The organism is Leptothoe sp. ISB3NOV94-8A, from assembly GCF_043421595.1.
In the GTDB taxonomy this organism is placed as follows: Bacteria; Cyanobacteriota; Cyanobacteriia; order Phormidesmidales; family Phormidesmidaceae; genus Leptothoe; species Leptothoe turfae.
Map to the genome: position 1 here is coordinate 5,306,954 of NZ_JAXSQW010000001.1, position 23,890 is coordinate 5,330,843.

At 47.4% G+C, this 23,890-nt stretch carries 23 protein-coding genes and 3 tRNA genes; 17 read left to right on the forward strand and 9 right to left on the reverse strand.

All coding sequences use genetic code 11. The features are described 5' to 3' along the window. Nucleotides 1-19: 19 nt before the first annotated feature. Nucleotides 20-307, reverse strand: coding sequence for a hypothetical protein (locus SPB21_RS22680; RefSeq protein WP_006516741.1), 288 nt, complete (start codon nucleotides 305-307; stop codon nucleotides 20-22). 397 nt (nucleotides 308-704) lie between these two features. On the opposite strand from SPB21_RS22680, the gene SPB21_RS22685 reads away from it, so the two are divergent. From SPB21_RS22685 to SPB21_RS22710, 6 genes are all read left to right on the forward strand, one after another. Beyond that, a complete protein-coding gene (locus SPB21_RS22685) occupies nucleotides 705-965 on the forward strand; it encodes a hypothetical protein (RefSeq protein WP_499867784.1) in 261 nt (86 codons plus the stop codon). Nucleotides 966-1,048: 83 nt separating this feature from the next. Beyond that, complete coding sequence (locus tag SPB21_RS22690; protein WP_499867785.1) at nucleotides 1,049-4,957, forward strand: hypothetical protein; 3,909 nt, start codon at nucleotides 1,049-1,051, stop codon at nucleotides 4,955-4,957. Then, nucleotides 4,957-5,886, forward strand: a complete 930-nt coding sequence (locus SPB21_RS22695; protein WP_499867786.1) for a tyrosine-type recombinase/integrase — start codon at nucleotides 4,957-4,959, stop codon at nucleotides 5,884-5,886. Before SPB21_RS22690 ends, SPB21_RS22695 begins: the two co-directional genes overlap by 1 nt. A gap of 2 nt (nucleotides 5,887-5,888) precedes the next feature. After that, nucleotides 5,889-6,380, forward strand: a complete 492-nt coding sequence (locus SPB21_RS22700; protein ID WP_499867787.1) for a hypothetical protein — start codon at nucleotides 5,889-5,891, stop codon at nucleotides 6,378-6,380. Nucleotides 6,381-6,447: 67 nt separating this feature from the next. Further along, a complete protein-coding gene (locus tag SPB21_RS22705) occupies nucleotides 6,448-6,840 on the forward strand; it encodes an HNH endonuclease (protein ID WP_499867788.1) in 393 nt (130 codons plus the stop codon). A 780-nt stretch (nucleotides 6,841-7,620) separates the two neighbouring features. Then, nucleotides 7,621-7,806: a hypothetical protein gene (locus tag SPB21_RS22710; protein WP_499867789.1), complete on the forward strand. Its 186-nt coding sequence runs from the start codon at nucleotides 7,621-7,623 to the stop codon at nucleotides 7,804-7,806. On the opposite strand, the gene SPB21_RS22715 is transcribed toward SPB21_RS22710, so the two are convergent. From SPB21_RS22715 to SPB21_RS22735, 5 genes are all read right to left on the reverse strand, one after another. Beyond that, nucleotides 7,788-8,057 (reverse strand): hypothetical protein, encoded by a 270-nt coding sequence (locus tag SPB21_RS22715; RefSeq protein WP_499867790.1) that lies wholly within the window; start codon nucleotides 8,055-8,057, stop codon nucleotides 7,788-7,790. The two genes, SPB21_RS22710 and SPB21_RS22715, sit on opposite strands and share 19 nt — an antisense overlap. 24 nt (nucleotides 8,058-8,081) lie before the next feature. Further along, nucleotides 8,082-8,153, reverse strand: a tRNA-Thr gene (locus tag SPB21_RS22720). Between the two features lie 12 nt (nucleotides 8,154-8,165). Continuing rightward, nucleotides 8,166-8,250 (reverse strand) — tRNA-Tyr (locus SPB21_RS22725). Nucleotides 8,251-8,281: 31 nt separating this feature from the next. Further along, nucleotides 8,282-8,354 (reverse strand) — tRNA-Phe (locus SPB21_RS22730). 178 nt (nucleotides 8,355-8,532) lie between these two features. Next, nucleotides 8,533-8,985: a PPC domain-containing protein gene (locus SPB21_RS22735; RefSeq protein WP_006516749.1), complete on the reverse strand. Its 453-nt coding sequence runs from the start codon at nucleotides 8,983-8,985 to the stop codon at nucleotides 8,533-8,535. A 220-nt stretch (nucleotides 8,986-9,205) separates the two neighbouring features. On the opposite strand from SPB21_RS22735, the gene SPB21_RS22740 reads away from it, so the two are divergent. From SPB21_RS22740 to SPB21_RS22780, 9 genes are all read left to right on the forward strand, one after another. Continuing rightward, nucleotides 9,206-9,697, forward strand: coding sequence for a DUF4112 domain-containing protein (locus SPB21_RS22740; protein ID WP_163702841.1), 492 nt, complete (start codon nucleotides 9,206-9,208; stop codon nucleotides 9,695-9,697). Nucleotides 9,698-9,740: 43 nt separating this feature from the next. Next, nucleotides 9,741-10,790, forward strand: a complete 1,050-nt coding sequence (locus tag SPB21_RS22745; RefSeq protein WP_250565097.1) for a hypothetical protein — start codon at nucleotides 9,741-9,743, stop codon at nucleotides 10,788-10,790. Between the two features lie 341 nt (nucleotides 10,791-11,131). Further along, complete coding sequence (locus tag SPB21_RS22750; RefSeq protein WP_163668226.1) at nucleotides 11,132-11,827, forward strand: aldehyde oxygenase (deformylating); 696 nt, start codon at nucleotides 11,132-11,134, stop codon at nucleotides 11,825-11,827. Nucleotides 11,828-11,992: 165 nt separating this feature from the next. Continuing rightward, nucleotides 11,993-13,015: a long-chain acyl-[acyl-carrier-protein] reductase gene (locus SPB21_RS22755; protein ID WP_163668224.1), complete on the forward strand. Its 1,023-nt coding sequence runs from the start codon at nucleotides 11,993-11,995 to the stop codon at nucleotides 13,013-13,015. Between the two features lie 107 nt (nucleotides 13,016-13,122). Beyond that, nucleotides 13,123-14,103, forward strand: a complete 981-nt coding sequence (locus tag SPB21_RS22760) for an acetyl-CoA carboxylase carboxyltransferase subunit alpha (protein WP_006516754.1) — start codon at nucleotides 13,123-13,125, stop codon at nucleotides 14,101-14,103. A 319-nt stretch (nucleotides 14,104-14,422) separates the two neighbouring features. Further along, nucleotides 14,423-15,151: an SDR family oxidoreductase gene (locus tag SPB21_RS22765; RefSeq protein WP_163668222.1), complete on the forward strand. Its 729-nt coding sequence runs from the start codon at nucleotides 14,423-14,425 to the stop codon at nucleotides 15,149-15,151. A 104-nt stretch (nucleotides 15,152-15,255) separates the two neighbouring features. Then, nucleotides 15,256-15,969, forward strand: coding sequence for a GTP cyclohydrolase I FolE (gene folE / locus SPB21_RS22770; protein ID WP_163668219.1), 714 nt, complete (start codon nucleotides 15,256-15,258; stop codon nucleotides 15,967-15,969). A gap of 183 nt (nucleotides 15,970-16,152) precedes the next feature. Further along, nucleotides 16,153-16,626 (forward strand): YbjN domain-containing protein, encoded by a 474-nt coding sequence (locus tag SPB21_RS22775; RefSeq protein WP_163668217.1) that lies wholly within the window; start codon nucleotides 16,153-16,155, stop codon nucleotides 16,624-16,626. A 4-nt stretch (nucleotides 16,627-16,630) separates the two neighbouring features. Then, on the forward strand, nucleotides 16,631-17,368 hold the full coding sequence (locus SPB21_RS22780; protein WP_499061004.1) for a lipoyl protein ligase domain-containing protein: 738 nt from the start codon (nucleotides 16,631-16,633) through the stop codon (nucleotides 17,366-17,368). A gap of 51 nt (nucleotides 17,369-17,419) precedes the next feature. On the opposite strand, the gene SPB21_RS22785 is transcribed toward SPB21_RS22780, so the two are convergent. Both SPB21_RS22785 and SPB21_RS22790 read right to left on the reverse strand, forming a co-directional pair. Beyond that, complete coding sequence (locus SPB21_RS22785; protein ID WP_163668212.1) at nucleotides 17,420-18,541, reverse strand: CHASE2 domain-containing protein; 1,122 nt, start codon at nucleotides 18,539-18,541, stop codon at nucleotides 17,420-17,422. A 300-nt stretch (nucleotides 18,542-18,841) separates the two neighbouring features. Further along, nucleotides 18,842-20,041 carry a site-2 protease family protein gene (locus SPB21_RS22790; protein ID WP_163668209.1) on the reverse strand — a complete coding sequence of 400 codons (1,200 nt, stop codon included), beginning with the start codon at nucleotides 20,039-20,041 and terminating at the stop codon, nucleotides 18,842-18,844. 162 nt (nucleotides 20,042-20,203) lie between these two features. Between SPB21_RS22790 and SPB21_RS22795 the strand changes: the two genes are divergently transcribed. Further along, complete coding sequence (locus SPB21_RS22795) at nucleotides 20,204-20,836, forward strand: phosphoribosylanthranilate isomerase (RefSeq protein ID WP_499867791.1); 633 nt, start codon at nucleotides 20,204-20,206, stop codon at nucleotides 20,834-20,836. 134 nt (nucleotides 20,837-20,970) lie between these two features. Next, entirely contained in the window at nucleotides 20,971-21,135 is a 165-nt protein-coding gene (locus tag SPB21_RS22800) for a hypothetical protein (protein WP_006516763.1), read from the forward strand. 103 nt (nucleotides 21,136-21,238) lie between these two features. On the opposite strand, the gene SPB21_RS22805 is transcribed toward SPB21_RS22800, so the two are convergent. After that, on the reverse strand, nucleotides 21,239-23,863 hold the full coding sequence (locus SPB21_RS22805) for a choice-of-anchor Q domain-containing protein (RefSeq protein WP_499867792.1): 2,625 nt from the start codon (nucleotides 23,861-23,863) through the stop codon (nucleotides 21,239-21,241). Nucleotides 23,864-23,890: the final 27 nt, after the last annotated feature.

Here is a 23,890-nt window from a genome sequence, read left to right on the forward strand (position 1 = left end):
CTAAACTGCGCTGAGGACCTTACTCCTCAGCGCTTTTTGTTTCAAGTTCTTGAAGAAACGCTATGGGCTCTTCAGACTGAAACGATCGAGGTAGATCAAGCCAGCCTTTTCCAAACCTGGATCGCAACCAACCCTCAATATTTTGAATTTCCTCCGTAGTAAAAGTCGGCTCGAATCCATTGGCAGCTCGATTGACTTTGTCCTTGGTACACCCCCACTCACGAGCCAGTTTGCTTTGAGAAATACCAAGAACTCGAACAAATTGAGCGATCACATTCTCTCCTTGCTGAAACTCACCTCTTGACATAGCATAGCATTAACGTCGCAATTTACGACGATATTCACGACGTATATTACGACATCAACTCCGATAGACGACACGCGGAGGAAGATTAACGCCCTGACTCCGCGTGTTAATTATCTCAACCCTGACAAGCGTGATAGAAGGTGTTTCGTATTAAGCCTCATTTCAAATCAAGTAAGAAAGTAAACTCTCATGTTCTGGCAATCAATAACTCAATTAACCCATGACCTACGAACTTACGCATGGGGCGTAATGAATAATCATCCTTGTTGGAGAGACACCCAGATCGGGATAGTTTGGCCTCTCCAAATTAGGAAACTCAATGCCCCCTATGGCTGCATATTTCAAATCGGCTTTTATCGGCCTAAGTTGCAAGTGCTCAACGCCTACGAAATGGAAGTTGACTATCTCATGCGTGGAGGACAATCCAATGCCAATGGGTAGCAACCGTATTGAGTTGACCTGGCTCGCTGCAAGCCTGGTTGCGGCTAATCAACAGCAGCACTTCTATGTACTGCGGTTTATGTGGACTGCGATCGAGTCGTTCGAAAAGATGGGACTATCGCCCGAGCAGATCAATGAGCTGCGTGGTATCTACACCGGCCTGGCCGAGGGCGTCGTGTTTTCGGACTTTATTAACAACCAGAAAAAAGGAGACTGACTCACCGAGCCAGCCTCACAGTTAGTACCGAGATGTGGAGCGGGCTGTCCGTCAGCCCCTGAAAATCTTAACTTGTAAATATTATGGCAAAGATAGCTCAGGAAGCACGAAAGGGTGCGGCCTGTCCATTGTGTGGTCGCGAGTCGTATTGCTTCCTGATTGGTGGTGAACCGAGCAAGCCAGACATGGTGCTCTGTCAATGGACAGATGCAAATCGCCCCCCTAACGGATGGACCTATCAGGGACTCGCCAAGGACAACCGGCCTAAGTTCGTTAGGGATGGAGCCAAACGAAGACGGAGTCGCAAATATCCTGACCTGATCCGATTACAGCCTAAGGAGTTCTCTGAAAAATCACCCTCATGGGTACTAGACACACCCAAGCCCACCATTGCCCCTGGTGATCTAGTCGTCGTTGCGGATGGCATCACCCCAGGCATCCATGAGGTTAAGCGTCGAAAGCGTAAGACGCTGATGTGCTCACCACCTGGGGGTACCCAGATATTTTTAGAACTTGCAGAGAAGAATGCTAAGCCCTGTGTTGAGGATGCAGTTACCGGCGACCAGTTGCAGCGGATTGAATATCTATATCCAGATCCGCTTAACCCAGAGAAGAATATCGGTAAGGTGGTCCGTCGTCAGTGGACCGATCGCAGGGCCTGGTTTGAGGGATATACCAAAACCAAAGAAGTTAGGCCGTGGTTTTGGAATGAAGAGGCTGGCAACTGGGCCATGGGACGCGGGCCACGAAGCTGGCCATTGTATAGAGAGAACGAAGCCAAGGAAGCGATCACCCGTGGCGAGGTTCTATTTATTGTTGCCGGTGAACAGGCTGTTGAGGTTTACCGGTCGCTAGGTCTCACCGCAACAACGTGTCAGGGTGGTGAAAGCCGCTATGCCGATATCCCCGACAGACTAGCGGGGAGTGTGGCCATGGCCAAAGATGCAGGTTTGAAACCTCTAATTGCCATACACCCTGACTTTGACCTAACCGGTGAAGCCACTTTCTCAGCCGGTTTAACCAAGGAATGCCGCAAAGAAGCGATCGCAGCGGTGGTCCTGAATCCGCTAGCTATTTGGTCAGAAATGCCCCATGGGGGTGACATCAAAGATGTAATTGAGCAGAGTGCGATCGCAACGGACGAACTCCTCATTCGGCTAGAAAATGCCATTGATGAAGCCATCGACCTGGCGCAGATGGCAGAGCACAACATTAAACGGCGACTGCGTTGGGGGGCTCCAGATTCTGTCGATGGTGAACTCGGTTACTGGCGTAAAGATGACGACAGCGACGATGACTATAGTGTCTTTCGACCGCTCACTAATTTTGACTTGCAAATAGAGAAAGAAGTGGCTAGCTCAGACGGTGGGGGCTTCATTTTGCAGTTGAAACGTAGTGGTGACCATCAGCAGCACCGTTTATTTCTGCCAAGTCTAGATTTCACCAGCGTCAGCAAGTTTGAGGACACTTTAAAGAAAGCGTTGGGCGGTGCCCTCATCTGCCGGTTGAATAACCACCAGATGAAAGCGCTGTTGAGGGTACGTCTGGATGAGTATCACAGCCGTGGTGGAAAACTTTATCGCCTGGCTGAACGTGTGGGCCAACAATCTGATGGCTATTGGATATTCCCCAGCAATCAGCTCATGCCCAATGGTGAACCCACCAGCGAAGATCACAGCCGGTGGATTTGGAATGATGGCATTACTGGGCAGGCCGATACCCTACCGGTGCCTCAATATAATCCCGCCTCAGCGGATGCAATGGGTCAGTTGGTGGAGTCAATGATCGGGTTTTATGGACCGGTCAATATTTACCCAGCCTTACTAACCCTCGGTTATGGTGCGGCAGCTGTTCACTATCAGTCCTTCATTGAGCAAACTGGTAGCTTTCCCATCTTGAACCTGATCGGTGACGGGGGTGGTGGCAAAACAACCGCTGGTGCTTGCGCGTTATCGATATCTGGAATGCATACCGACAAAGCCGGTGGCATGCTCAAAGATGTTTCAGTCAGTGCAGCCTATGAGCGCTTAAAACTGATCGGCGGCCTGGTGCATTGTTGGGATGACCCACACCGAAACCCTGAACTGGACGAATTTCTAAAGGGCCTCTACAACGGCAAACCCAGATTGGTACGTGGGGGGGATATGGGAAAGTTCAATTCCCAAAAGCCTCACAGTGCCTTGATGGTGGCGTCTAACTTCGCTGCCGGTGAGACCAATGCGGCAACCATGAGCCGGTTAATCCTGCTCTGGTTTGATTGCAACGACAAGTGCGGAAATAAAGACGACTGGCGAACGATGAAACGGGCCATGGACAAAGCCAGTGGTGCCCTGCCATTGGTCATTAAGTTAGGCCTAGACCTGGATGCAATCGGTCACTGCGAAGACGCGTTAACACCCTATTTACCCCATGCCCATTCCAGGATGGCTCGTAACCTGGCCATCATTCTTCACTATGGCAATGCCGTGCTGGATATGGCTGGCGTGCGATCTCAATTTGACCTACTGAGCTACCTCAGGGATAAGGTTTGCACCATGGCCAATGATGCCGATGCCAGCACCGACAGCCTACGCGACTTTATCGAACGACTATCCATGTTCCGGTCCCAGGCCAAGCTAGGTGATTGGAATATGCGGTTTACCACCGAGCACAATTCGGAGGTGATCAAAGCGCTATCCATCCGTCTAAACGAAGTGTGGGACGTGGTGGATAAGAATTCAAAGCTGGCTTACAACAAGCAGATTCTTAAGAACCTACTCAAAGCCCGTGGGGCCCATATGCATGACCGGCAACGGTTCCATGGCAACGAAGACGTCTCAAAGGCATTTGACCGCAAAGCCACTGATGATCCGAAGTGGAGAATTCAGCGGTGCATCTCTATTCCCATTGAGCTGATCCGCGACTACATCGAAATTGATGAACAGGTCGAAAATTTTGAAGGGCCTAAAAAAGTGTCAACTGCGTCAACTGACCCTGCTGATCAACTTGAAATCCCTGCCAGTCATAAAGAATCTCAGTTGACACCTATATGTCAACTGAATGTCAACAGAGATAAAAATAGTCAACTGAACCATGGAGAGGGTGATCAGAGTGATTCGGCAACTGTCACATACCCCAAATCTCAGTTGACGAATTCCAGTTGTCAACAGACCCCCTCGGTTGACACCAAAATGTCAACTGGGCAAACCCATACCCAGAAAGGGATAGAGGGTGATTTTGAACCTCAGTTGACGCAGTTGACATCAGAAAGGGTCCCTATAAATATTCCCCACGAAGATCCTTCATTTGAGGACCCTGTCGTAAGTGCGAATTCTTGTCTCACAAACGCTGAAATAAAAACAGAGAGAGAGAAACAAGCAGTCTCAAGCGTCTCACAGCGAGATTCAGCCTTTTTGGATCCTCAAAATCCTGTTGAGAAATGTAACGACCAACTGTCACAAGGTGAGGGCAAAAAACGGCTTCCACAACAGGCCCCTATCTCTGAGCCCCCCCAAACACCCCCTCTACAGGTAGGCGATCAGGTCATTCCCACGGGTGACACAAGTTGGATTAGACGAGGCAGCACAAGGCTTCCGAAAAAGTCTATAGAAACCATAGATAGAAATTCCCCCAGAATCCAACTGTCTCGGATGACCGCAGAGGGGTGTCACACACTCCAAAGACCGTCTTTAATTTTGACGATTTCCAAAGATGGCTCCGTGATCAAGGTGAGAAATCAAGAGTTAGGGCGTACGGATTTTTTCACTACGGATGGGGTTCAGCTGTATTGCAAGCGCTGTGACGTGAGCGCGGGAGCCGTGGTGATTTATATCGGCTCCAACGCGAAGCTCAAGAAAACGTTATCCCATCATCGGTATCGGGTGGCCGCGATTGATGCGGATCACGCTCAACTCACTGAACTCACGGGTGATGACGTATTGGCGACGGTACCCGTGGCTGATCTGTTGAATGCCTCGAAGCGAGTTGCTGATCCAACTGAGCAGGTGACCTGATGGATCGCCAGATAACCCCTAGAGAGCTTTGGTACCTATGGCTTGCCTATGTCGAATACAAAACCCCCTACGTCGCCCCTAGCACCGTGGTTCGGGATTACGCCAAGTTTGAAAAACGGATACTCAAAATGATGAAAGAAAAACCAGAGATCAATGATGCGCGCGATGTCCGCGCCTGGCTGTTGGACAACTTCTCACTAGAAACCGCCAGGCGAACCATTCAACAATTCAATGCCGCCTGTAAGTTTGCCGTCGCCATGGGGGATCTGCCCGTCAATCCATTCGATGGGCTCACTCGGTACTGGGGCAAGCGTCGCCGGATAACCGAGGATAATTACACCGCCTTCACGCCCAAGGAACGCAAGGCGATCATTGATGCGTTTGAGCGGGACCATCCGTTCTATGCGTTTTGGGTCAAGTTTCTGTTCTTGTCCGGCTGTCGGCCAGAGGAAGCGAGCGCTCTCAAATGGGGGGATGTCGCCTCTGACTTCAGCGAGATTCTGATTAATAAAGCGCTGCCGGTCGATACCAGGATTGAACAACCAACCAAGACCTATCGTTCTACGCGGTTTCCCTGCAATGCCCAGATGAAACGATTGCTTGAAGAGCTGCGGACTCGAAACTACAGGGAGGACATCAACCCAGAGACCGTTAGTACTCACTGGTTGATTCCATCGGTCAAGGGTGGCCCCTTCGACTACAAAAACTTTCAGACGCGCTACTGGAGGCCCACCGTTGAGCAATTGGTGCGAGATCGCAAGGTGGCGTTTTACTTCAGCGAATACCACGCACGCCACACCTTTATTACCGAGCTGGTCAAAAAAGGCATGGATGAGCAGGACATCTCTTATTTATGTCGAACCAGCGTGGCCATGATTCAGCGCTGCTATGCCAGTCAGTCCAGAAGCGTTAGTGTACCGGAGTTTTAACCATGAGATATTCGAACGAGACCGACGATTATGACCTTGACGACTACACCGACTATGACGAGAACGGGCCATATTTTGACCCATATGCGGGCTGTTATGACGATGAACCCCATGATGTGTGGGGTGAGGAAGACGACTACGAGTATTGGCTAAATGAGTGTGGCCAGGGTCAAGGGTATGTGGGCTGTCTAAAAGCAGGCTCTGAGGAATGTGATTTTGAGTGTCCATTTAGAGAGGCTCTTGAGGGCTTCGAAATTACCCGACTGCAAATGATAGAGCGGTGGGTGCTGGACAAGCTCCCATGGGTACTTCATGCATGGCGAAACCTCATGATTGGCCGCCCGTATGAAGTGAGCGCAGATGCTGAAGAGTTTTGGGCTTGTCTACTGCGAAGCCACAACATCTATGGAACCCCGTGGGATGCGTATCTCATCAACCAGCTGTTTTTTGATGGCGATCACGAATCCATTCCATATGACGACATACCCTTTTGAGTTTCAAATAACCCCCTGAATTTGAAACTCAATCTGAACACTTGCAATTAAGTGGAGACTTTTGAACATGCCGATGGATAGACGCTTGTATCCCGATAACTGGAATGAGATTGCACAAAAAATAAAAAATGAGGCTGGTTGGACTTGTACCAACTGTGGCAGGCCCTGCCGTAAGCCTGGGGAGAGTGAACATGAATTGTTTGACCGCCTGCCATCTGCCTGGCTGAACGATTGGTATGAAACGGTTGACTCTGAGGAGTTTGGCGACGTTGAAATCGAGAAGCCTGGGCGCTTCATCTTAACGGTGGCACACCTTAACCATCGTCCCGAGGATTGCGATCTCAGCAACCTTAAAGCTCTATGTTCCGTATGTCATTGCAGATATGACAACACGCCTACGGCAAGATTTTTAAAGGCGAAAGCAGCCCTAGAACGCAAAGGTCAGCTGGCTTTATTCTGAGCTGCAAAGCCTTCAAGAAAACATACATAATCGTGTTTTCAATTAACACTAATATAGTCAATTTTCAAGTCAAGATTCTGATTACAACCCAAGTCTTTTATTAGGTTATTAGCTAAATTTAATCTATTAGACTCTGATGTACTCCTGAAAAAAAATTGTGACTTTTTTCAGAGTTTGTTGCCAGTGTTTATCATGCCTTGAAGTTTGACATACTAAACACTGAAAACTTTCACAGTGCTCAGAATATCCTGTTCATAACTGCCAGACAAAAGCCTAGGCAGTGGTTTCCTTTAGTTTTAAAATTACAGATTTTCTTTAGAATTCATAACGTAAACATACGTGTTCAATTGGGCAATTTCAAATGTAGCTTAATTGATTTGAATCTTGCCGAAAATGAATACCATGCATTTCTATACCAGAAACCTTTCAAATGGTCGATGGGGTATTTATTCTCATGGAATGCTAATTGCAAGCGTAGGTTGTCAGGTAATCCTTATAGAGATATTGAAAAATCTAAGAATGCGTAACCACTATGCATATTGTTTACAGGGTTCAGAGGATGATTAATGCCGCGTTCTTACGAATTGCTTGGCACTAATTTTAAATGCGGTTTACGCTTACCGTGGCTCATCTAGACCACCAGCCTGAAAATTGCGTTCGCGCCAACCTCAAAGCGCTCTGTGCTCCATGCCATTGTCGGTATGATTTGCAGCCGTCATCCATGTTTGTCAAAAAGCAGCTGAAGCTCGAAAGGTCGGGTCAGTTAAGCCTGGAGGTTGGTTGAGATGGTGGCCTACAACTTTAAAAAGCAGTTTGCGATCGCACCCCAATCAAGAAGAGCAGTTTGCGATCGCAGACGGGTTTAGCTCATTTGATGAGCTGGCAGACTTCTTTAAAGATCGGATGCCGTTCGAGGGCGTTCTAATTGCCTGGGGCGATTGGCAGCCCTACTGGACATCGGTTTGATCAGACGGCTGTTCGGTAGGCGTGAATTGCATGACGAACTTAACCGTTCCTTTCGTCCACTGACCACCAGGGGTTAGAACCTGGCAAGGAACGCCAGAGGCCCAGCGCCTAACTTGCTTAGGGTCATTTTTGATGGATTCGATAATCTGTGCTGACTGATACCCCATCACAACTTCACCCACACCAGGAAAGTCACTGGAGTTCGCTACTCTCACAACACTAAAGTTATCAACGATCTCTGATTCGTTCATAAAGGCTGAAAGCTATATAGCGTAAGCCTTCAACGAGAATTGAACTCGTGACCTCTCCCTTACCAAGGGAGTGCTCTACCGCTGAGCTATGAAGGCAAAAAGACTATGTGGTGGGCCGTGTTGGATTCGAACCAACGTAGGCGTAGCCAGCGGATTTACAGTCCGCCCCCATTAACCACTCGGGCAACGACCCTCTACCACATACACCGGAATTGTACCGGCAATGCCAGGAGGCGGACTTGAACCGCCGACACGAGGATTTTCAGTCCACTGCTCTACCAACTGAGCTATCCCGGCAACATGAGGCATTTCTGCCTTTGCTTGCGCGCCTAAACAAGTTAGCAAAAGAGTGGAACCCTTAGCAAGCTAAAACTTAGGATATTTTTTGTTCTAGCTGCTATGTCACCTCATCAGATGCTCTGAAGAACCTAAAGCCAAAGGGTTAAAGGGCTCTGAAACCCTCTGGTTTAATGGATTATTCTTCAATCTCACGTAGACGGGCAAGTTTTAAGGAAAATGCTCCTGCACCCTGGCCAGCATAGGACCTGACCCTTACAGTGTACTGACCAGATTTAGAAATGCGTGCAAACAGCAATGAGTTAGTCGAACCATCTGGACCATCGTCGTTTTCACTGACAGTGGTACCGTCATCTCCTATAAGGCTAACCAGTGTATCGAACTCTTCCGAAATAACATCGATAGTGATCTGGTCACCTTCAAACAGCTCAACGCTGTAATCCCTAGCAAACCCACCTACTCCAGTAGGGATATCGTTTTCAGAAAGCGTATCGCTAATTTCACGTCCTCCCGCTATTTCGATGGGGTTATAAATTTGAGCCACAGCGCCAGCAGCATTCATCATCCCAAACGTGACCAATGTGGTAGGAATAAGCAAAGCACGGCGTAAAATTTTCCTAGATTGCTTCATGATTGCAAAAGAGACGGATTATTGAATTGGTGACATTATGCCCCAAGTGATGATTTCATTGTGTTGCCAAGCCAGCTTGTAACGTTCATTAGCCAGCTTGATTACTGAAGCTAACGCTCCGTCAATTTTCCACACAAAATCTCAGTTTTTTATTGAGTTATGCTGCCCTTCGCGCTAATGAATATAGTCATCTTTATGGCTTGCACGTAAGGTTACTCCTATGCCCCTTTCTGACGGCTCCCCACCCCTAGTAGACCGTAATTCTCATCAGACACTGCAACGGCTACGTGGCCTGAGTCATGTTTTAGATAATGCGATCGCAATCCCAGGTATAGGCTATCGAGTAGGTCTAGACCCTCTTATCGGTCTTCTGCCCGGTGGTGGAGATTTAATGGCAGGGCTGATCTCTATTTATGTCGTCATAGAAGCCGCTCGCCTAGGGGTCCCTGCAGCGACCCTAGGTCGCATGGGCTTAAACATCCTGACGGAGGTTCTCATGGGCACAGTGCCCATGATTGGAGATTTCTTTGACGTGGTCTGGAAAGCCAATGCGCGCAATGTCGATCTGCTAGAACGGCATATTCGAAATCCCATTCCTAGCCGCAAAACAGATAAGTTATTCGCAATTATATTGATTGCAGGACTATTGACCCTTGTATTAGGAGCAGCCACCTTGTCACTATTGTTTGTGCGCTGGGTCCTACAGCTGTAACATAATAAGCCTGTCAAATAGGCCTGCGGGATAGAGAAATTCAATGGTTGGAGCAGCCGATTTTGTGGCCGACATCACTAAAGGTGGTACAGACCAAGATGTAACGCTCGACTTTAAAATTCCCGACCCTAGCGACACTAGTATTCCTGATCAGGATTTCAGTTACCAAATCGATATCGCTTGGCAAGTTTGCGATCGCTTTGATTTGCAGACTGATATTTGGCGTGGTCGAATTCTTAGAGCCGTTCGCGATCGTGAAAAACAGGGGGGCGATGGTCGTGGCACCGGATTTTTAAATTGGCTAAAAGATCGAGAAATTAGCAAGAGCCAAGCTTATGCCCTAATTGAGCTGGGTAATAGTGCCGACGAACTACTTAAAGAAGGCTTACTAAATGAACAGTCTGTCAACCAATTTAGCAAGCGAGCCTTTGTGGAAACGGCCCAAGCTGCGCCAGAAGTGCAACAAATGGTCACCGAAGCCGCTCGTCGTGGAGAGCAAATTACTCGCAAAGAAGTCAAACAGCTAGCCGATGAATGGACAGCAATGACCTCCGATTTAATTCCTGAAACAGTCCGTGAAAAAGCAGCAAACAACACCATCCCGACTCGATATCTCACCCCCTTGGTCAAGGAGATGGAAAAACTGCCCCCGAGCCATCAAGAAACGCTACGCACCGAAGCTGCCCAAAATCCAGACGTAGATACTCTCAAGCAAATTACATCTGAAGCCCGCTATTTATCTAAGTACATTGCTGCAGCTAGTCAGGTACAGACCATTGATCCAGATGTTGTGAATTTAGAACAAGCACTGGAAGAAGCATTACGAGTAGGCTGTTTAAACTCCACGGCAGATTTGGTCAACCAAGCCACTCAGCTAGAACAGGCAGCCGCCAAACTCTACACCGCGTGGCGACGCATCAATAAGCTAGCGGAGCGTGTTTATGTCGATAGTGGCGAAAGTACACCTAATTTGCGCGCCCTCCTGAGTGGACTAACTCCCCTAACCAATGAAATTATTGAAATCCAATTGGGTAGCGCTAATAGCCCTTCAACGAAAGCCATACGGCTAAAAGTGCTGGAAGACATCGAGTAGGCACAACATACCAACAGATGTACTATGACCGACGGTCCAACGATTGAAACACTAGCTGATGAGCCATTTCCCAAATCATATGTCAGCTTTCTAACCAGACAGGTCCATCACTTGAAGCAATATCAATCTAATAGATAAAAATTCTAAATAGATTATCCTGGAACACTTGCAAACAAAAAGAGTTGAGACACTTTGGGCCTATCGGCAAACATATCTACTCTCCTGATAGGGTGTAAAGTGTGAAAACAGGTGTCAATATTTAAGTTAACCACAGCCACTGTGCTATGCCATAGCTTAGATATGGACAGCGAGTGGTTATTGTAAGCAGGAATTGGACAGATATGCCGCAGCTTGAGGCCAGCCTAGCGCTCGACTTCCAAAGTGAAGCGTATAAAGATGCGTATAGTCGCATTAACGCAATCGTAATCGAAGGGGAATGGGAAGCTAACGATAACTACCAGACGTTAGCTGAACACCTCAGTGATCATAAAGATGAGTTGATTAAGCTCGCTCGCATGGAAAAACGTCACATGAAAGGCTTTCAAGCTTGTGGCAAGAATTTAAATGTGACCCCTGACATGAAGTTTGCAAAAGAGTTCTTTGCTAAGCTTCATGATAACTTTAAGCAGGCCCAGGACGAAGGCAAAATCGTAACTTGTTTGTTAATTCAGTCTTTAATTATTGAGACCTTTGCCATCTCAGCGTACAACATCTATATTCCAGTTGCAGACGACTTTGCTCGAAAGATCACCGAAGGTGTAGTCAAAGATGAATACATGCACCTCAACTTTGGTGAAGAGTGGCTTAAAGCTAATTTTGACTCCGCGAAGGAGGAGTTAGAGGAGGCCAATCGTCAAAACCTGCCTTTGGTTTGGCAAATGCTAAATCAAGTGGCTGATGACGCTGCTATACTAGGCATGGAAAAAGATGCCCTAGTTGAAGACTTCATGATTACCTATGGTGAAGCCTTAGGTAATATTGGTTTCAGTAGTCGTGACGTCATGCGGCTTTCTGCTCAAGGTCTAGCGACAGCATAATGTTGTATTAGAAGCATAATGTTGTATTAGATATTGAAAGAGGCTGATCATGCGATCAGCCTCTTTTTGGTGTGGATAGTGATTAGGTTGCAGCGAACAGCAAGACTGTAACGTTTTGTTGTAGTCTGATTTTCTAAGATTATTTTTTTAATAGAAGCGTCCCACATGTTTGGCTTAATTGGACACCTGACCAACTTAGAACACGCCCAATCGGTTGCCCGAGATTTGGGATATCCAGAATATGGCAGCCAGGGCTTGGATTTTTGGTGTAGTGCGCCTCCATTTGTAGTTGAGGACATTAAGGTCACCAGTGCCACTGGTCAAGTTATTGAAGGACGCTACGTAGAGTCCTGCTTTCTACCAGAAATGCTGGCAACGCGACGAATTAAGGCAGCGACTCGAAAGATCTTGAATGCGATGGCCCACGCCCAGAAGCAAGGCATTAATATCACTGCCTTGGGTGGGTTTTCTTCAATCATTTTTGAAAATTTCAAGCTAGAGCAAATCCGGCGCATTCGTAACTTAGAGCTTGACTTTCGGCGTTTTACCACTGGGAATACGCACACCGCTTACATCATTTGTAAGCAGGTGGAGCAGGCAGCTCCGAAATACAACATCGATTTGTCAAATGCAACCGTTGCTGTATGTGGAGCCACGGGAGACATTGGCAGTGCTGTATGCCGCTGGCTTAGCGAAAAGACAGGGGTTAAAGATTTATTACTCATCGCTCGTAATCGAGAGCGTCTAGACAATCTTAAGGACGAGATTGGTATGGGTAAAATTATGAGCCTAGAGGATGCCCTACCCCAAGCAGACGTAGTGGTTTGGGTGGCTAGTATGCCCAAGGGCGTCGACATCGACCCAAACACATTAAAGCAGCCCTGTTTGATGGTAGATGGCGGTTATCCAAAGAATATTGACAGCCATTTTAGCAATCCTGAAGTCCATGTTCTCAAGGGCGGTATTGTTGAACATAGCCTAGACATTGATTGGCGAATTATGCACATCGTCGCTATGGATGTACCGGCTCGACAGTTGTTTGCTTGCTTTGCTGAATCCATGTTGTTGGAATTTGAAAAGTGGCACACTAACTTCTCTTGGGGGAGAAATCAAATTACGCTTGAGAAAATGGAGCAAATTGGTTCAGCCTCTATCAAACATGGGTTTCGCCCCTTGCTAACAACTTAAATCCCCCTGTTATTTACAGTTCATGCCAGTTGGCTATGACAATAAGTAAATTTTAGGGGACAGTTTACGATAGGGTGGAATCACTGCTGGAGGTACCTAAAACTGTTATGGCGACAACAGAACGAAGGCCTATTTTGCTTGACTTTGAAAAGCCTTTAGCTGAACTAGAGTCTCGCATATTACAAATAAGGGCCTTGGCTGAAGACAATGATGTCGACGTTTCAGCACAAATTCAACAACTAGAATCCCGTGCCCAGCAACTACGCCAGGAGATTTTTACTAGCCTGACGCCAGCTCAGCGTATTCAGGTAGCACGTCATCCTCGTAGACCCAGCACCTTAGACTATATTCAAGCAATTTCGGACGAATGGATTGAGCTGCATGGTGACCGTCGCTCTGGAAAAGATGATCTTGCTTTAGTAGGCGGTATCGCTCGTTTTCATGGTCACTCAGTTGTCATGTTAGGCCACCAAAAAGGCCGAGATACAAAGGATAATGTTGCCCGCAATTTTGGCATGGCATCTCCTGGAGGCTACCGCAAAGCGATGCGACTCATGGAACATGCAAATCGTTTTAAGATGCCGATTTTCACCTTTATCGATACGCCAGGAGCATGGGCTGGTTTAGAAGCTGAGCAACTAGGTCAAGGCGAAGCTATTGCCTACAATCTTCGCGAAATGTTTCGTCTAGATAGTCCTATTATTTGCACTGTCATTGGAGAAGGTGGTTCTGGCGGGGCATTGGGCATCGGTGTTGGCGACCGTCTCATTATGTTTGAGCATTCTGTTTACACCGTTGCTAGTCCTGAAGCCTGTGCCGCTATTTTGTGGAAGGATGCATCTAGGGCATCACAAGCAGCCGAAGCTCTCAAAATTACAGCTTGGGACTTGAAAAACCTAGGTATTTTGGACCATCTACTACCTGAACCGATTGGTGGTGCTCATGCTAATCCTATCAAGGCAGCTGAAGGATTAGAAACAGCTCTGCTAGAGAATCTTGAAGCGTTACTGGAAATCTCACCAGAGCAACGTCGACAGGAACGCTATCGTAAGTTTCGGCAGATTGGCGTATTTTCTGAAGCTGCATAATCGTTGCCCACAACGTAATTGCGCTAGCGTTGCTTGAAGCAAAGGCTATCCCATAGGCATCTCAGGTGCGGCAAGCCTAACGGCAATACGCCCTAGATTATAGTCCAAGTCTTTTATGCAGGTACTCACCTCTGATGAAATCAAAGATTAATGAGAGCCTGATAAGTTGTTGTTATGTGGATACAACCCTCATAAAGACTATTTTTTACTCCTTTCAATAAAATCTCATAGTCTGAAAACACCACATTGTTCGCAACATTTGTTAACATTAATCTTAAGTGATTTTTCATTGACGCCTACGCATCCTTGACGCCCCTTGATGAATACTGTCCCAAACCGTCGCGCATTGATTACAGGTGCTAGTACTGGTATCGGTCGTGCTACTGCGCTGGCCTTTGCTAAGGCTAACTTTGATGTAGCATTAGTCAGTCGTTCAACAGATAAGCTAAAGGCCTTAGAAGACGAGATTGGTGAGACCGCAACCGTTAAGGCCCAAAGCTTTCCCTTAGATTTGAGCATAGTTGCTCAAATCAAGGAACAAGTAACGCATATATTAGAGGCCTTTGGCCCGGTTGATGTGCTAGTTAACAATGCCGGGATGGGTTACACGGGAGAACTCAACCAAATGCCTTTAGATGACTGGTGTCGCGTCCTTGATCTAAATGTCACTAGCGTCTTTCAATGCATTCAGGCTGTACTTCCGGGAATGCGCGATCGCAAAAGCGGCATGATTATTAATGTGGCCTCAATTGCCGCACGCCAAGCTTTCCCAGAATGGGGTGCCTATGGCATTAGCAAAGCAGCCGTTGTAGCACTATCTAAAGCTATTTCTGTAGAAGAAAGAAATCATGGCATTCGGGTAGTGACCATTTTGCCTGGAGCGGTCAATACGCCTCTTTGGGATACCGACACTGTGCAAGCCGACTTCGACCGCTCCGGTATGTTGACTCCCGAGTTAGTTGCAAACGCTATTCTACAAACTGCGCTCCTACCTCCTGGGGCTGTGGTCGAAGAGCTGACCATCATGCCAAGTGGAGGAGCCCTGTGATTCTCTAACCAATATTTCAAAGTAGGCAAGCTAACTTGATCACATTTCGCTTGCCTACACGAATATCCTTTTGCTCACTATCTAGAACTCAAGTTACCCACACCATGGTTATTTCTACTAACGGTTCCACCACAGGCTCTACAACGAATGGTCTGATTAACGGGCAATCATTGGAATCCAGCATCCGCCCTGATCGTGCTAAAACCAAAGGACACGATGCATTACTGCACGAGCCTTCCACTGACAACACAAAGCTAATGGAAGCCGTGCATACAATGCTGGCCGAGCTCGGTGAAGATCCAGAGCGTGAGGGCTTATTGAAAACCCCCAAACGGGTAGCCGAAGCGATGCGTTTTCTTACCCAAGGCTATACTCAATCCTTAGAAACCCTCATCAATAACGCCATTTTTGACGAGGGTCACAATGAAATGGTTTTGGTGCGAGATATTAACTTCTTTAGCCTGTGCGAGCACCATATGCTGCCCTTTATGGGTCGGGCCCATGTAGCTTACATTCCTAATCAAAAGGTAGTTGGTTTAAGTAAATTAGCCCGTATCGTTGAGATGTATTCTCGCCGTCTACAGGTGCAGGAACGCCTCACACGTCAGGTAGCTGAAGCCATCAGCGAAATCTTAGAACCACAGGGTGTGGCTATTGTAATGGAAGCAAGTCATATGTGTATGGCTATGCGTGGGGTGCAAAAGCCCGGTTCTTGGACAGTGACAAGCGCTATGCTTGGTGTCTTCCAAGATGACCAGAAAACACGCGAAGAGTTCTTAAGCCTCATTCGCCATCAGCCAGCTTTCTCTAACTACTAGAAAGAAATCTGAAAAAATAACTTGCTAAGACTTCCCCTAGGAAAAGCAACGATACAGTGGGATGGATCTTTTCGGAAGGAACTCACATCTACCGAGAATGTTCTATTTTATCGATATGCTGACTAACAGCAGCTTGTCATGCTCACACCCTCGATTGTGATTTATTAGGAGTAAGCGGAGCCCATGAGTACCCTGAACGTTGAAACTGCTGGTGAAACCATCAGCGCTGGCACTGAAAGCTTTCAAGCTAGCCATGTGGATGTGATTGAAACTGTCATTGCCAGCCTGGACCAGGGGGGCAATGCCATGGTTAGTCGTGATGATGAGGGCTATCTTTGGAAATTTACCTATGGCAGTGTGACTGTTTATGTCCAACTTACGGGCACTGGAGACGAAGATACTCTAACTGTATGGTCTCCCCTTTTGAAGTTACCTGTAACCAACCAAAATGATCTGATGCAGGAGCTATTGGCAAAGAACTGTGGTGAAACCTTTGAGGCCTGCTTCGGAATTTCTAACCAAGAAGTCCTTGTCTTAGCGAGTCGGATTCTTGCCGATATTAATCCCGGTGAAATCTCTCGACTGATGACGATTGTCGCCACAATCGCCGACGAAACGGATGATGTTCTGAAGGAGAAATATCCTTCTGCCAGTTAAAACCATGACAGCAACATGGCGGCTCATTGACCCCATAGAGACCTCTGGCATCACTCAAATGGCTATTGATGAGTGGTTATTGGAGCAGCATCGTTTGGCGTATGAGCTGCCTTGCTTAAGGTTTTACACATGGAAGCCTGCTGCGATTTCTCTGGGTTATCATCAGCGTGATTATCCAGACCACTGGCACACACTTAAGTGGAACGGCCAAGCCCTTGACATCGTAAGACGACCAAGCGGTGGGAGGGCCGTCCTACACCAGGGAGATCTAACCTATAGCCTGGTGCTTTCTGGCTATGGCGGGCGGCGACGGGATATCTATGCTCAACTCTGTCAGTTTCTAATTGAGGGCTGGAAACAATTAGGAATTTCGCTATCCTTAGGCTCTAACAAACGTGGCTATCAGAAAACTCACAATTGCTTTGGTAGCAATACTGTAGCTGATTTGGTTATGGATAATGGTTATAAACTTATTGGCAGTGCTCAGCTTTATCGTAATAGCTGTATCTTGCAACATGGCTCCATAAGACTTATGCCCAACCCGGATTTAGTTCAAGCTGTGTTCGGTAGTCCTGTGACTCCGCCACCTAACCTAGTCAACATTCACCGCATTGATGTTGCTGGAGCACTCACGGTCGCCGCTGAGAACATTTTCGATATCCAGTTCAAAAAAAAGCCGCTCTCACCACAAGAGCAAGAACAGGCCTTCGTTTGGGCTCAAGCCAAATATCATGCACCGTGATTAGCTACATCCAATAGATTCCGGCTGAAGTAAGCTGAAGTAAGACGAACATCACTCGCAAACTGTAATAGTTTCAGCTTGCCTTACAAGCGTTCGATCAATATTTGCAAACTGTGATAATTTCAGCTTACCTTGTAAGCGTTCGGTCAATCTTACAAAGAAACTAGTCGCTACTACGGTACCCAAAGGTGCAACGGTCGGGAGCCAGTAATTGTGATGAAAGGCCACAGTCACTGCACTACCCCAGGTCACAACAATTATTAGATTTGCTAAAAGGTGGACTCGATAACGCCGATAAAATAATTGGTAACCCAGTCCTGGGCCAAGCAAAACCAGTAGCACCATGACAGGTACGACAAAGGGCTTTAAGTGATTTTGAGCCAACAAGTTATTAGCTGCAACAACATGCTGATAAACGCCTGCCGCTGGTGGATTTTGATTGTAGGGCGTCGTCATGGTGTCCAGACCCACTCCTGTGAATCCGACAAAAACAATTTTGTCTGAAAAGCTATCGACAGGAATAGTCCCATTGAGGACATCAGCAAACGAATATCGAGGGGCATTTTGGGTACCCCCGAGCCAGTTTAACCAAAGGCTCTGATGAGAGGCTGCAAGCCCATGGGCTTGACTTGGACTATAATGCTGCACAGCTGCAACGCTCAATGCTGGTGTGCCGTTGGCTTTTGGATAATAGGTACGGGTAATGCCATCGGTATCAGCAATATGATGGATATGGCCTGTTGCGATCGCACCCTCCATCACATCGGCATTGGGACCAATGACTCCCCGTTGCTTATCCCATGCAGTAGCCACTACCACATTGCCATGGTGCTCCATAGCCAGGGCCAGCTCTGCATCGTCTTCCGCAGACTCAGCAAACAAAATATCGAAAGCCACAACACTAGCATCGGCAGGAGCCAGAGTTTCTAACAGGTCAGCATAATAATGCCGGGGCCAAGGAAATTGACCAATGGTGGCCAAACTTGCCTCATCAATTTCAATAACCGCTACCCGTTCATCCCACGGTTGCTCACCTCTCACTTGAAATAAGAAGCGATAGACACTGTGCTCTAAAGGTTGAAAAATCCCAACATGGGCAGCGAATAGCGTTAATCCTGACGCTAAAACTCCAGGCAACAGTCGCCACCCAAATCGATATAGCCAATGCTTCATAAAACCTGTGATCAGGGCATGACTGTTATCACTCCACACCCCAATGCCTTACCATTTCAACTATGACAATACGTTAGCTGCCACTGGACCTAGCCACCAATGGACAAATCACTGAAGTTGTTTAGGTCCAGACACCATTAGTCTAGATGCCTAATCTCCATACAGTGGCCCAATTGAGACAGCAATAGATAGTTGTTTTGAGATGGTACAAATCGCTGAAAACGACTCTATTCAGGCTTAAGGAAGAATGCTGAGGCTGCTAACTCAGTATTTCTAGGCGTTAACGTTTTTAACAATTCCCTATTCAGCATTTCTAGCAATTGCAGCCAACTGTAACCCAGATGGATACGCACCTTCCTCTTTAATGCGATCAATAATGGCTTCTGAAATTGGGAAATTCAGGCGTTTGGCCAGTGCCCGCACGACATCTCCTCGGTCAATAGTACCGGCAACAGCATCGGCTGGGGACAACACGGTAATGCGTCGTAGCTCGTTTTCTTCCAAGTCTGTAATCACCTTAGAAAGAGGCGTTTCTTCCCGGACATGGGGCACATCTAACAGAGGATGAGCCATCTCTGCCAAGGTCATTGTTTCCCAGCGACTGCGTTCAATCTGACGCAAATCATCCAGAGATACCATGCCTCGATAACGCCCATTAGACGCGGCAAAATACACAATCGGCTTTTTTTCTTCATTGAGCAACTGATGATCGGCAAACGCCCGTAAAGTCAGATTGGCATCAATTACCTTAAATTCACGCACGCTTGCGTCCCTGGCCTTAAGACTAGTAATGGCATCTTGCAAATCACTAACTCGGTTATAGGCCCCTGCATTACGCACCGCAAACCACCCCAAAAGGGCAAACCAGAGGAATCCTATCTGTCGAGTTGCCAGGGAACCGTAAATACCAATTGTGATGGCCATCCAGCCCAATAACTGACCGACCCGAGCGGCCCAGCGTACTCCTTGTGCGCGGCTACCCGTGATTTTCCAAACAAGGGCCTTGAGCACTTGACCACCGTCAAGGGGCAAACCTGGAATCAAGTTGAAGAGTGTCAAGACGAGATTAATTTGGGCAATCGTCCCTACTGATTGAGATATCACAGTCTGCTCTGGCAGGATGAAAACCATGAGGCTCAACAGCAAGAATAGGAAAAAACTGACCAACGGACCTGCGATCGCAACTTGAAATGCCTGACCCGGTGTTTTTGACTCCTTATCAATCGAGGCAATACCACCGAACAAAAATAGGGTGATCGAATTGACTTGAATACCCTGTCGCCGTGCTACCAAACTATGACCAAGCTCATGGAGGAGCACAGAACCGAACAAAAGCAGTGCCATCCCTAACCCCACTACCGCTGCTACCGGAAACGAAAAACCATCATTCAGTAAATCGCCTCCGTAGGCAAATGTCATTAGTAGGAGAATAAAAAACCAAGAATTATCAACGAATAGGGGGATGCCGAAAATTGCGCCAACGCGCCAACCGGATTGCATAGTGATATACCTTTGATATGCCTAGAGATCCTAGGAACAGGGTTATTAAATTGTCTTTATAGACTACACGCTGGTGAAATTCCAAGAACTGCCTTCATTTTAATAATGGGGCTTACCAATAGCGTTACTGGATATCCGAATCTTTTTGAATCATTATTATCTATGCGCATTAAAATCTGTGGCCTAACTCAAACGGACCAGGCCGTTGCGATCTCAAATATGGGAGTCTCGGTCCTGGGCTTTATTTGCGTCAAAATATCCCCGCGCTACGTGTCATCTGACACCATTCGCACCATTGTCCAAGCTCTGCCTAACATTGACCGTTTTGGCGTTTTTGCCAATGCGCCCCTAGACGTCATTCGGCAAACTGTAGAAACAGGGCAACTAAGCGGCGTGCAGCTCCACGGTCAAGAATCCCCGCAGGATTGTCAACAAATGCGGCAGATGCTCCCTGGCGTAGAGCTAATCAAAGCATTGCGAATTCGTAATCCAGAGGATCTACTACAGGTGAAAGAGTATGCCCCCCACGTCGACACATTTTTGTTAGATGCCTATCACCCACAACAGCTAGGCGGCACTGGGCACACCCTAGATTGGCCAACCTTGCGCACTTTTCAGCCTGAAAAACCTTGGTTTTTAGCTGGTGGACTAACCCCCGACAATGTCACCACAGCTCTATCACTGCTCACACCCGATGGCATTGACCTCTCAAGTGGTGTAGAGAACTCACCTGGAGACAAAAATCTTGCCAAAGTAGAACAATTAGTCAAAGCCGTTAGAGCCGTCTCTGTCTAAAGCAGCCCCGAGAATTTGTAACAAAACATCTCTGACCCTAAATCTTGATTACAGAATGTACGCTTCACTTTATGCAGGCTAGAGCGTGGTGATAGCTTGATCTCAGTCGTTCAGTTTTTCTCTAGCTGCGCCCTATGTACAACGCCCAGAAAGATTGGTTAGGTGCATTTATGATTGCCGCTCTCGGTGCAGGCATCATTACCTCATTTGCCGTGAGCCAAGGTCAAAATCCCTTTGTCGGGCTCGGCATTACAGCCTTTGCTTCCACTGTCGCTGTACTTATTGATCATCTCTGCTAGCGAGAAAATGTGATTTCCTGTTTCAGCGATTGCTCCTGTCCAGCCAGCCGCTATAGCGGCTGGCTTTTTTATTTTTTATTGTAGATGGGATGACGGCAGAATATCAGGCAAACTGAACTTGCATAACCAAATCATCAAAGTCCATATCACCGCCACCCGGTAAATCTTCAAAGCCAAAGGCGTTGTTACCTAAGAGCCTTACATGATCTGCCCCATCGCTATTACCGGCGATGTGCGTAAAGTAGATAGCTGGATCATTATTCACATCGCTATCTAGTAAGTCAGCAACAGTGCCATCCACAACTAAAAAGGTAGATAAAAGCTGCCCACCGAGAATTTCACTGGTATAGCGTGTGGCCTCGCCATTGGTGCCGGTTAACTCTAAGTTAACCCTTTGAGCTAAGGCCGCTGCACCATAGCCCTCATCGCCAGGGCTGAGTAATATCCCCAGAGCATCACGGACTTGACCTTGTTCATTTTCCACAACAAACAGACCGACCACATTATCTAATGCGGCTTCCCGGTAAATATCAATGGTGGCTGTTAACGTCCCTGTTTGCGATCTCAAATCAATGAGTTCAGAGTCACTACTCAGACCTTGCAGACCTGCACCAATGGGCAAAGTCTCCTCCACAGCTATGGCATTAATCACTATTTGATCAAAGGTTCCGCTTTGCCCCTGGCGAAACCCTGCCTGAATAGAACCATCACTCAAGGCCTGTAATTCGACCACATCTGTCTGGCCATCGAGCCCTGTGATGTTAATCGTGCCGCCCGTGCCACGGCGCAAACTATCTAAGCTACCGTCATCGATAATGGCAAATTGCAGAATGCTACCAGCCGTTATGGTAAGCGTTTTTTGGGGTTCAAAATCTGCAATATCTCCTGCTTCTAGAGTAGAAAAAACGACTTGCGCCGCATCTAGCACAGCCTCTAAGTAGCCAGCATCACTGGCGGTCAAACCATTGACTGCACCACTGGTATCTGTGGCAAACACAATGATCTCCCTGACCTGCTCAGATGCATTTTGACTAATGGAAATTTCAACAGATACATCGCCAGTGCCACCGACAAGCAGTCGCGCATCTTGGGGAGTCAAACTACTAGAACTACCAGGACCACCCGAAGACGTATCATTATCTTGATTTGTGACAGCTACCGCCGTTGGCACCAAAGCACTATAGCGAGTATCTGTACTAGTCACATTGGTATTGATGATATAAGCAACATCGCCATCATCATCGGTGTCATCAACGCCAGTAATGGTGACTGTTTGAGGTTGGTCCCAATTAGCTGTAGAAAACGTAATGTTAGGGATAACCGTCCCTTCAGTAGGATCATTACTCGTGAAAGTTAAGCTGACCACATCACTCGGTTGACTGGTCAGGACTGCTGTAAAGGTGGCGGTTGCGCCTGCCTCTGTCGTCACAAGACCTGTGGTTGGCGTAATTGTAATACCGACAGGCGCAACTGAACCTTCTACAGCGCCAATATCGACCGTAGTGCCGACTGATCGAGCAAACGGAACACCTCGCTGGTCAACGGAAATAACCTCTGCAACATTGCCATCATCATCTAGGTCAAACGCATCGGCAGGAACAGTACCGGCAGTACCGGCATCAATGACTGGACTACCCACTAATGGAGCATGGGTTTGAGTAAAGCCACCGTTGGCTTGTAAGGTGTCCAACTGTGGATCAAGGGGAGTGACAGCACTACCTACCTGATCACCATTACTACCGTTAGTCAAGCCAGGCGTGGAATCGCCATTGCCAATCAGGTTATTACCAGCCGTTGTAGTGGAACCAGCACCAATAAAGAAGTTGATGTCAACGATGTCATCATTATCAACATTGGCCGCAATAATACTGTTAGTGACTGTTACAACACCAAAATTTGCGACGCCACCACCCGTATCATTCGGCTGTGCACTAACATTTTGAGACTCATTATTAGTAATAGTGCTATTGGCAATAGTAGCCGTTGCACGACCGATCACGATCCCTGGCGCTACCACATTAACGGTATTTGAAAGACCACCACCGCTTTCGGAAGCAATATTACCGCTGAGGGTACTATTCGTTAAATCTAGAATGCCGTCGTTACGAACGCCACCACCATTACGTGCCGTGTTGCCACTGAAAGTGCTGTTAATAATCGTGACGGATGCACCAGAGGCATTTAAAAGGCCACCACCACCGCTCGTGGTCGTAGTGCCAATGGACGTATTGTTGATGACACTACTATTGATAATGACTAACTCACCATTATTGCGAATCCCACCACCATCATCTGCAGCCTGGTTATCGCGAATAATTGTGTTCTGTAGTCTTAGCTTGCCACCCCCTTGATTGTAGACACCCCCACCATCGTCAACGGCATCTCCTCCTTGAATAATGACACCGTCAATTAGCGCCTCATTCGCAGTGCTCTGGGCGGTGACAACCGTATTATTGTCGCCATTACCATCAATAATCGTTTGATTAGCCTGCCAATCCCGTTGGTTACGGGTGGCTTCAGTACCATCAAAACCACCGTAGAGTTGAACGGCTTGATTGACGGTAAAGGTATCCGTGGGGTTACTCCCAGGACTGTAGGTCCCTTGAGCTAACCAAATCTCGTCTCCAGCATTAGCGCTTGCCAGGGCTGTCTGCAAACTAGTGGCTGTTCCCCAAGTATCACCATTGTTGGTATTAGGCGCATTCGCTCGAACGTAAAAAATAGCCATAGTTTGCGATCGCAGTTAACTAGATTT

What these genes read in the sequence shown, in the direction of transcription:
- SPB21_RS22680 (WP_006516741.1), bottom strand. Translation starts at nt 307, where the DNA reads ATGTCAAGAGGTGAGTTTCAGCAAGGAGAGAATGTGATCGCTCAATTT.
- SPB21_RS22690 (WP_499867785.1), top strand. Translation starts at nt 1,049, where the DNA reads ATGGCAAAGATAGCTCAGGAAGCACGAAAGGGTGCGGCCTGTCCATTG.
- SPB21_RS22695 (WP_499867786.1), top strand. Translation starts at nt 4,957, where the DNA reads ATGGATCGCCAGATAACCCCTAGAGAGCTTTGGTACCTATGGCTTGCC.
- SPB21_RS22700 (WP_499867787.1), top strand. Translation starts at nt 5,889, where the DNA reads ATGAGATATTCGAACGAGACCGACGATTATGACCTTGACGACTACACC.
- SPB21_RS22705 (WP_499867788.1), top strand. Translation starts at nt 6,448, where the DNA reads ATGCCGATGGATAGACGCTTGTATCCCGATAACTGGAATGAGATTGCA.
- SPB21_RS22715 (WP_499867790.1), bottom strand. Translation starts at nt 8,057, where the DNA reads ATGAACGAATCAGAGATCGTTGATAACTTTAGTGTTGTGAGAGTAGCG.
- SPB21_RS22735 (WP_006516749.1), bottom strand. Translation starts at nt 8,985, where the DNA reads ATGAAGCAATCTAGGAAAATTTTACGCCGTGCTTTGCTTATTCCTACC.
- SPB21_RS22740 (WP_163702841.1), top strand. Translation starts at nt 9,206, where the DNA reads ATGCCCCTTTCTGACGGCTCCCCACCCCTAGTAGACCGTAATTCTCAT.
- SPB21_RS22745 (WP_250565097.1), top strand. Translation starts at nt 9,741, where the DNA reads ATGGTTGGAGCAGCCGATTTTGTGGCCGACATCACTAAAGGTGGTACA.
- SPB21_RS22750 (WP_163668226.1), top strand. Translation starts at nt 11,132, where the DNA reads ATGCCGCAGCTTGAGGCCAGCCTAGCGCTCGACTTCCAAAGTGAAGCG.
- SPB21_RS22755 (WP_163668224.1), top strand. Translation starts at nt 11,993, where the DNA reads ATGTTTGGCTTAATTGGACACCTGACCAACTTAGAACACGCCCAATCG.
- SPB21_RS22760 (WP_006516754.1), top strand. Translation starts at nt 13,123, where the DNA reads ATGGCGACAACAGAACGAAGGCCTATTTTGCTTGACTTTGAAAAGCCT.
- SPB21_RS22765 (WP_163668222.1), top strand. Translation starts at nt 14,423, where the DNA reads ATGAATACTGTCCCAAACCGTCGCGCATTGATTACAGGTGCTAGTACT.
- folE (WP_163668219.1), top strand. Translation starts at nt 15,256, where the DNA reads ATGGTTATTTCTACTAACGGTTCCACCACAGGCTCTACAACGAATGGT.
- SPB21_RS22775 (WP_163668217.1), top strand. Translation starts at nt 16,153, where the DNA reads ATGAGTACCCTGAACGTTGAAACTGCTGGTGAAACCATCAGCGCTGGC.
- SPB21_RS22780 (WP_499061004.1), top strand. Translation starts at nt 16,631, where the DNA reads ATGACAGCAACATGGCGGCTCATTGACCCCATAGAGACCTCTGGCATC.
- SPB21_RS22785 (WP_163668212.1), bottom strand. Translation starts at nt 18,541, where the DNA reads ATGAAGCATTGGCTATATCGATTTGGGTGGCGACTGTTGCCTGGAGTT.
- SPB21_RS22790 (WP_163668209.1), bottom strand. Translation starts at nt 20,041, where the DNA reads ATGCAATCCGGTTGGCGCGTTGGCGCAATTTTCGGCATCCCCCTATTC.
- SPB21_RS22795 (WP_499867791.1), top strand. Translation starts at nt 20,204, where the DNA reads ATGCGCATTAAAATCTGTGGCCTAACTCAAACGGACCAGGCCGTTGCG.
- SPB21_RS22800 (WP_006516763.1), top strand. Translation starts at nt 20,971, where the DNA reads ATGTACAACGCCCAGAAAGATTGGTTAGGTGCATTTATGATTGCCGCT.
- SPB21_RS22805 (WP_499867792.1), bottom strand. Translation starts at nt 23,863, where the DNA reads ATGGCTATTTTTTACGTTCGAGCGAATGCGCCTAATACCAACAATGGT.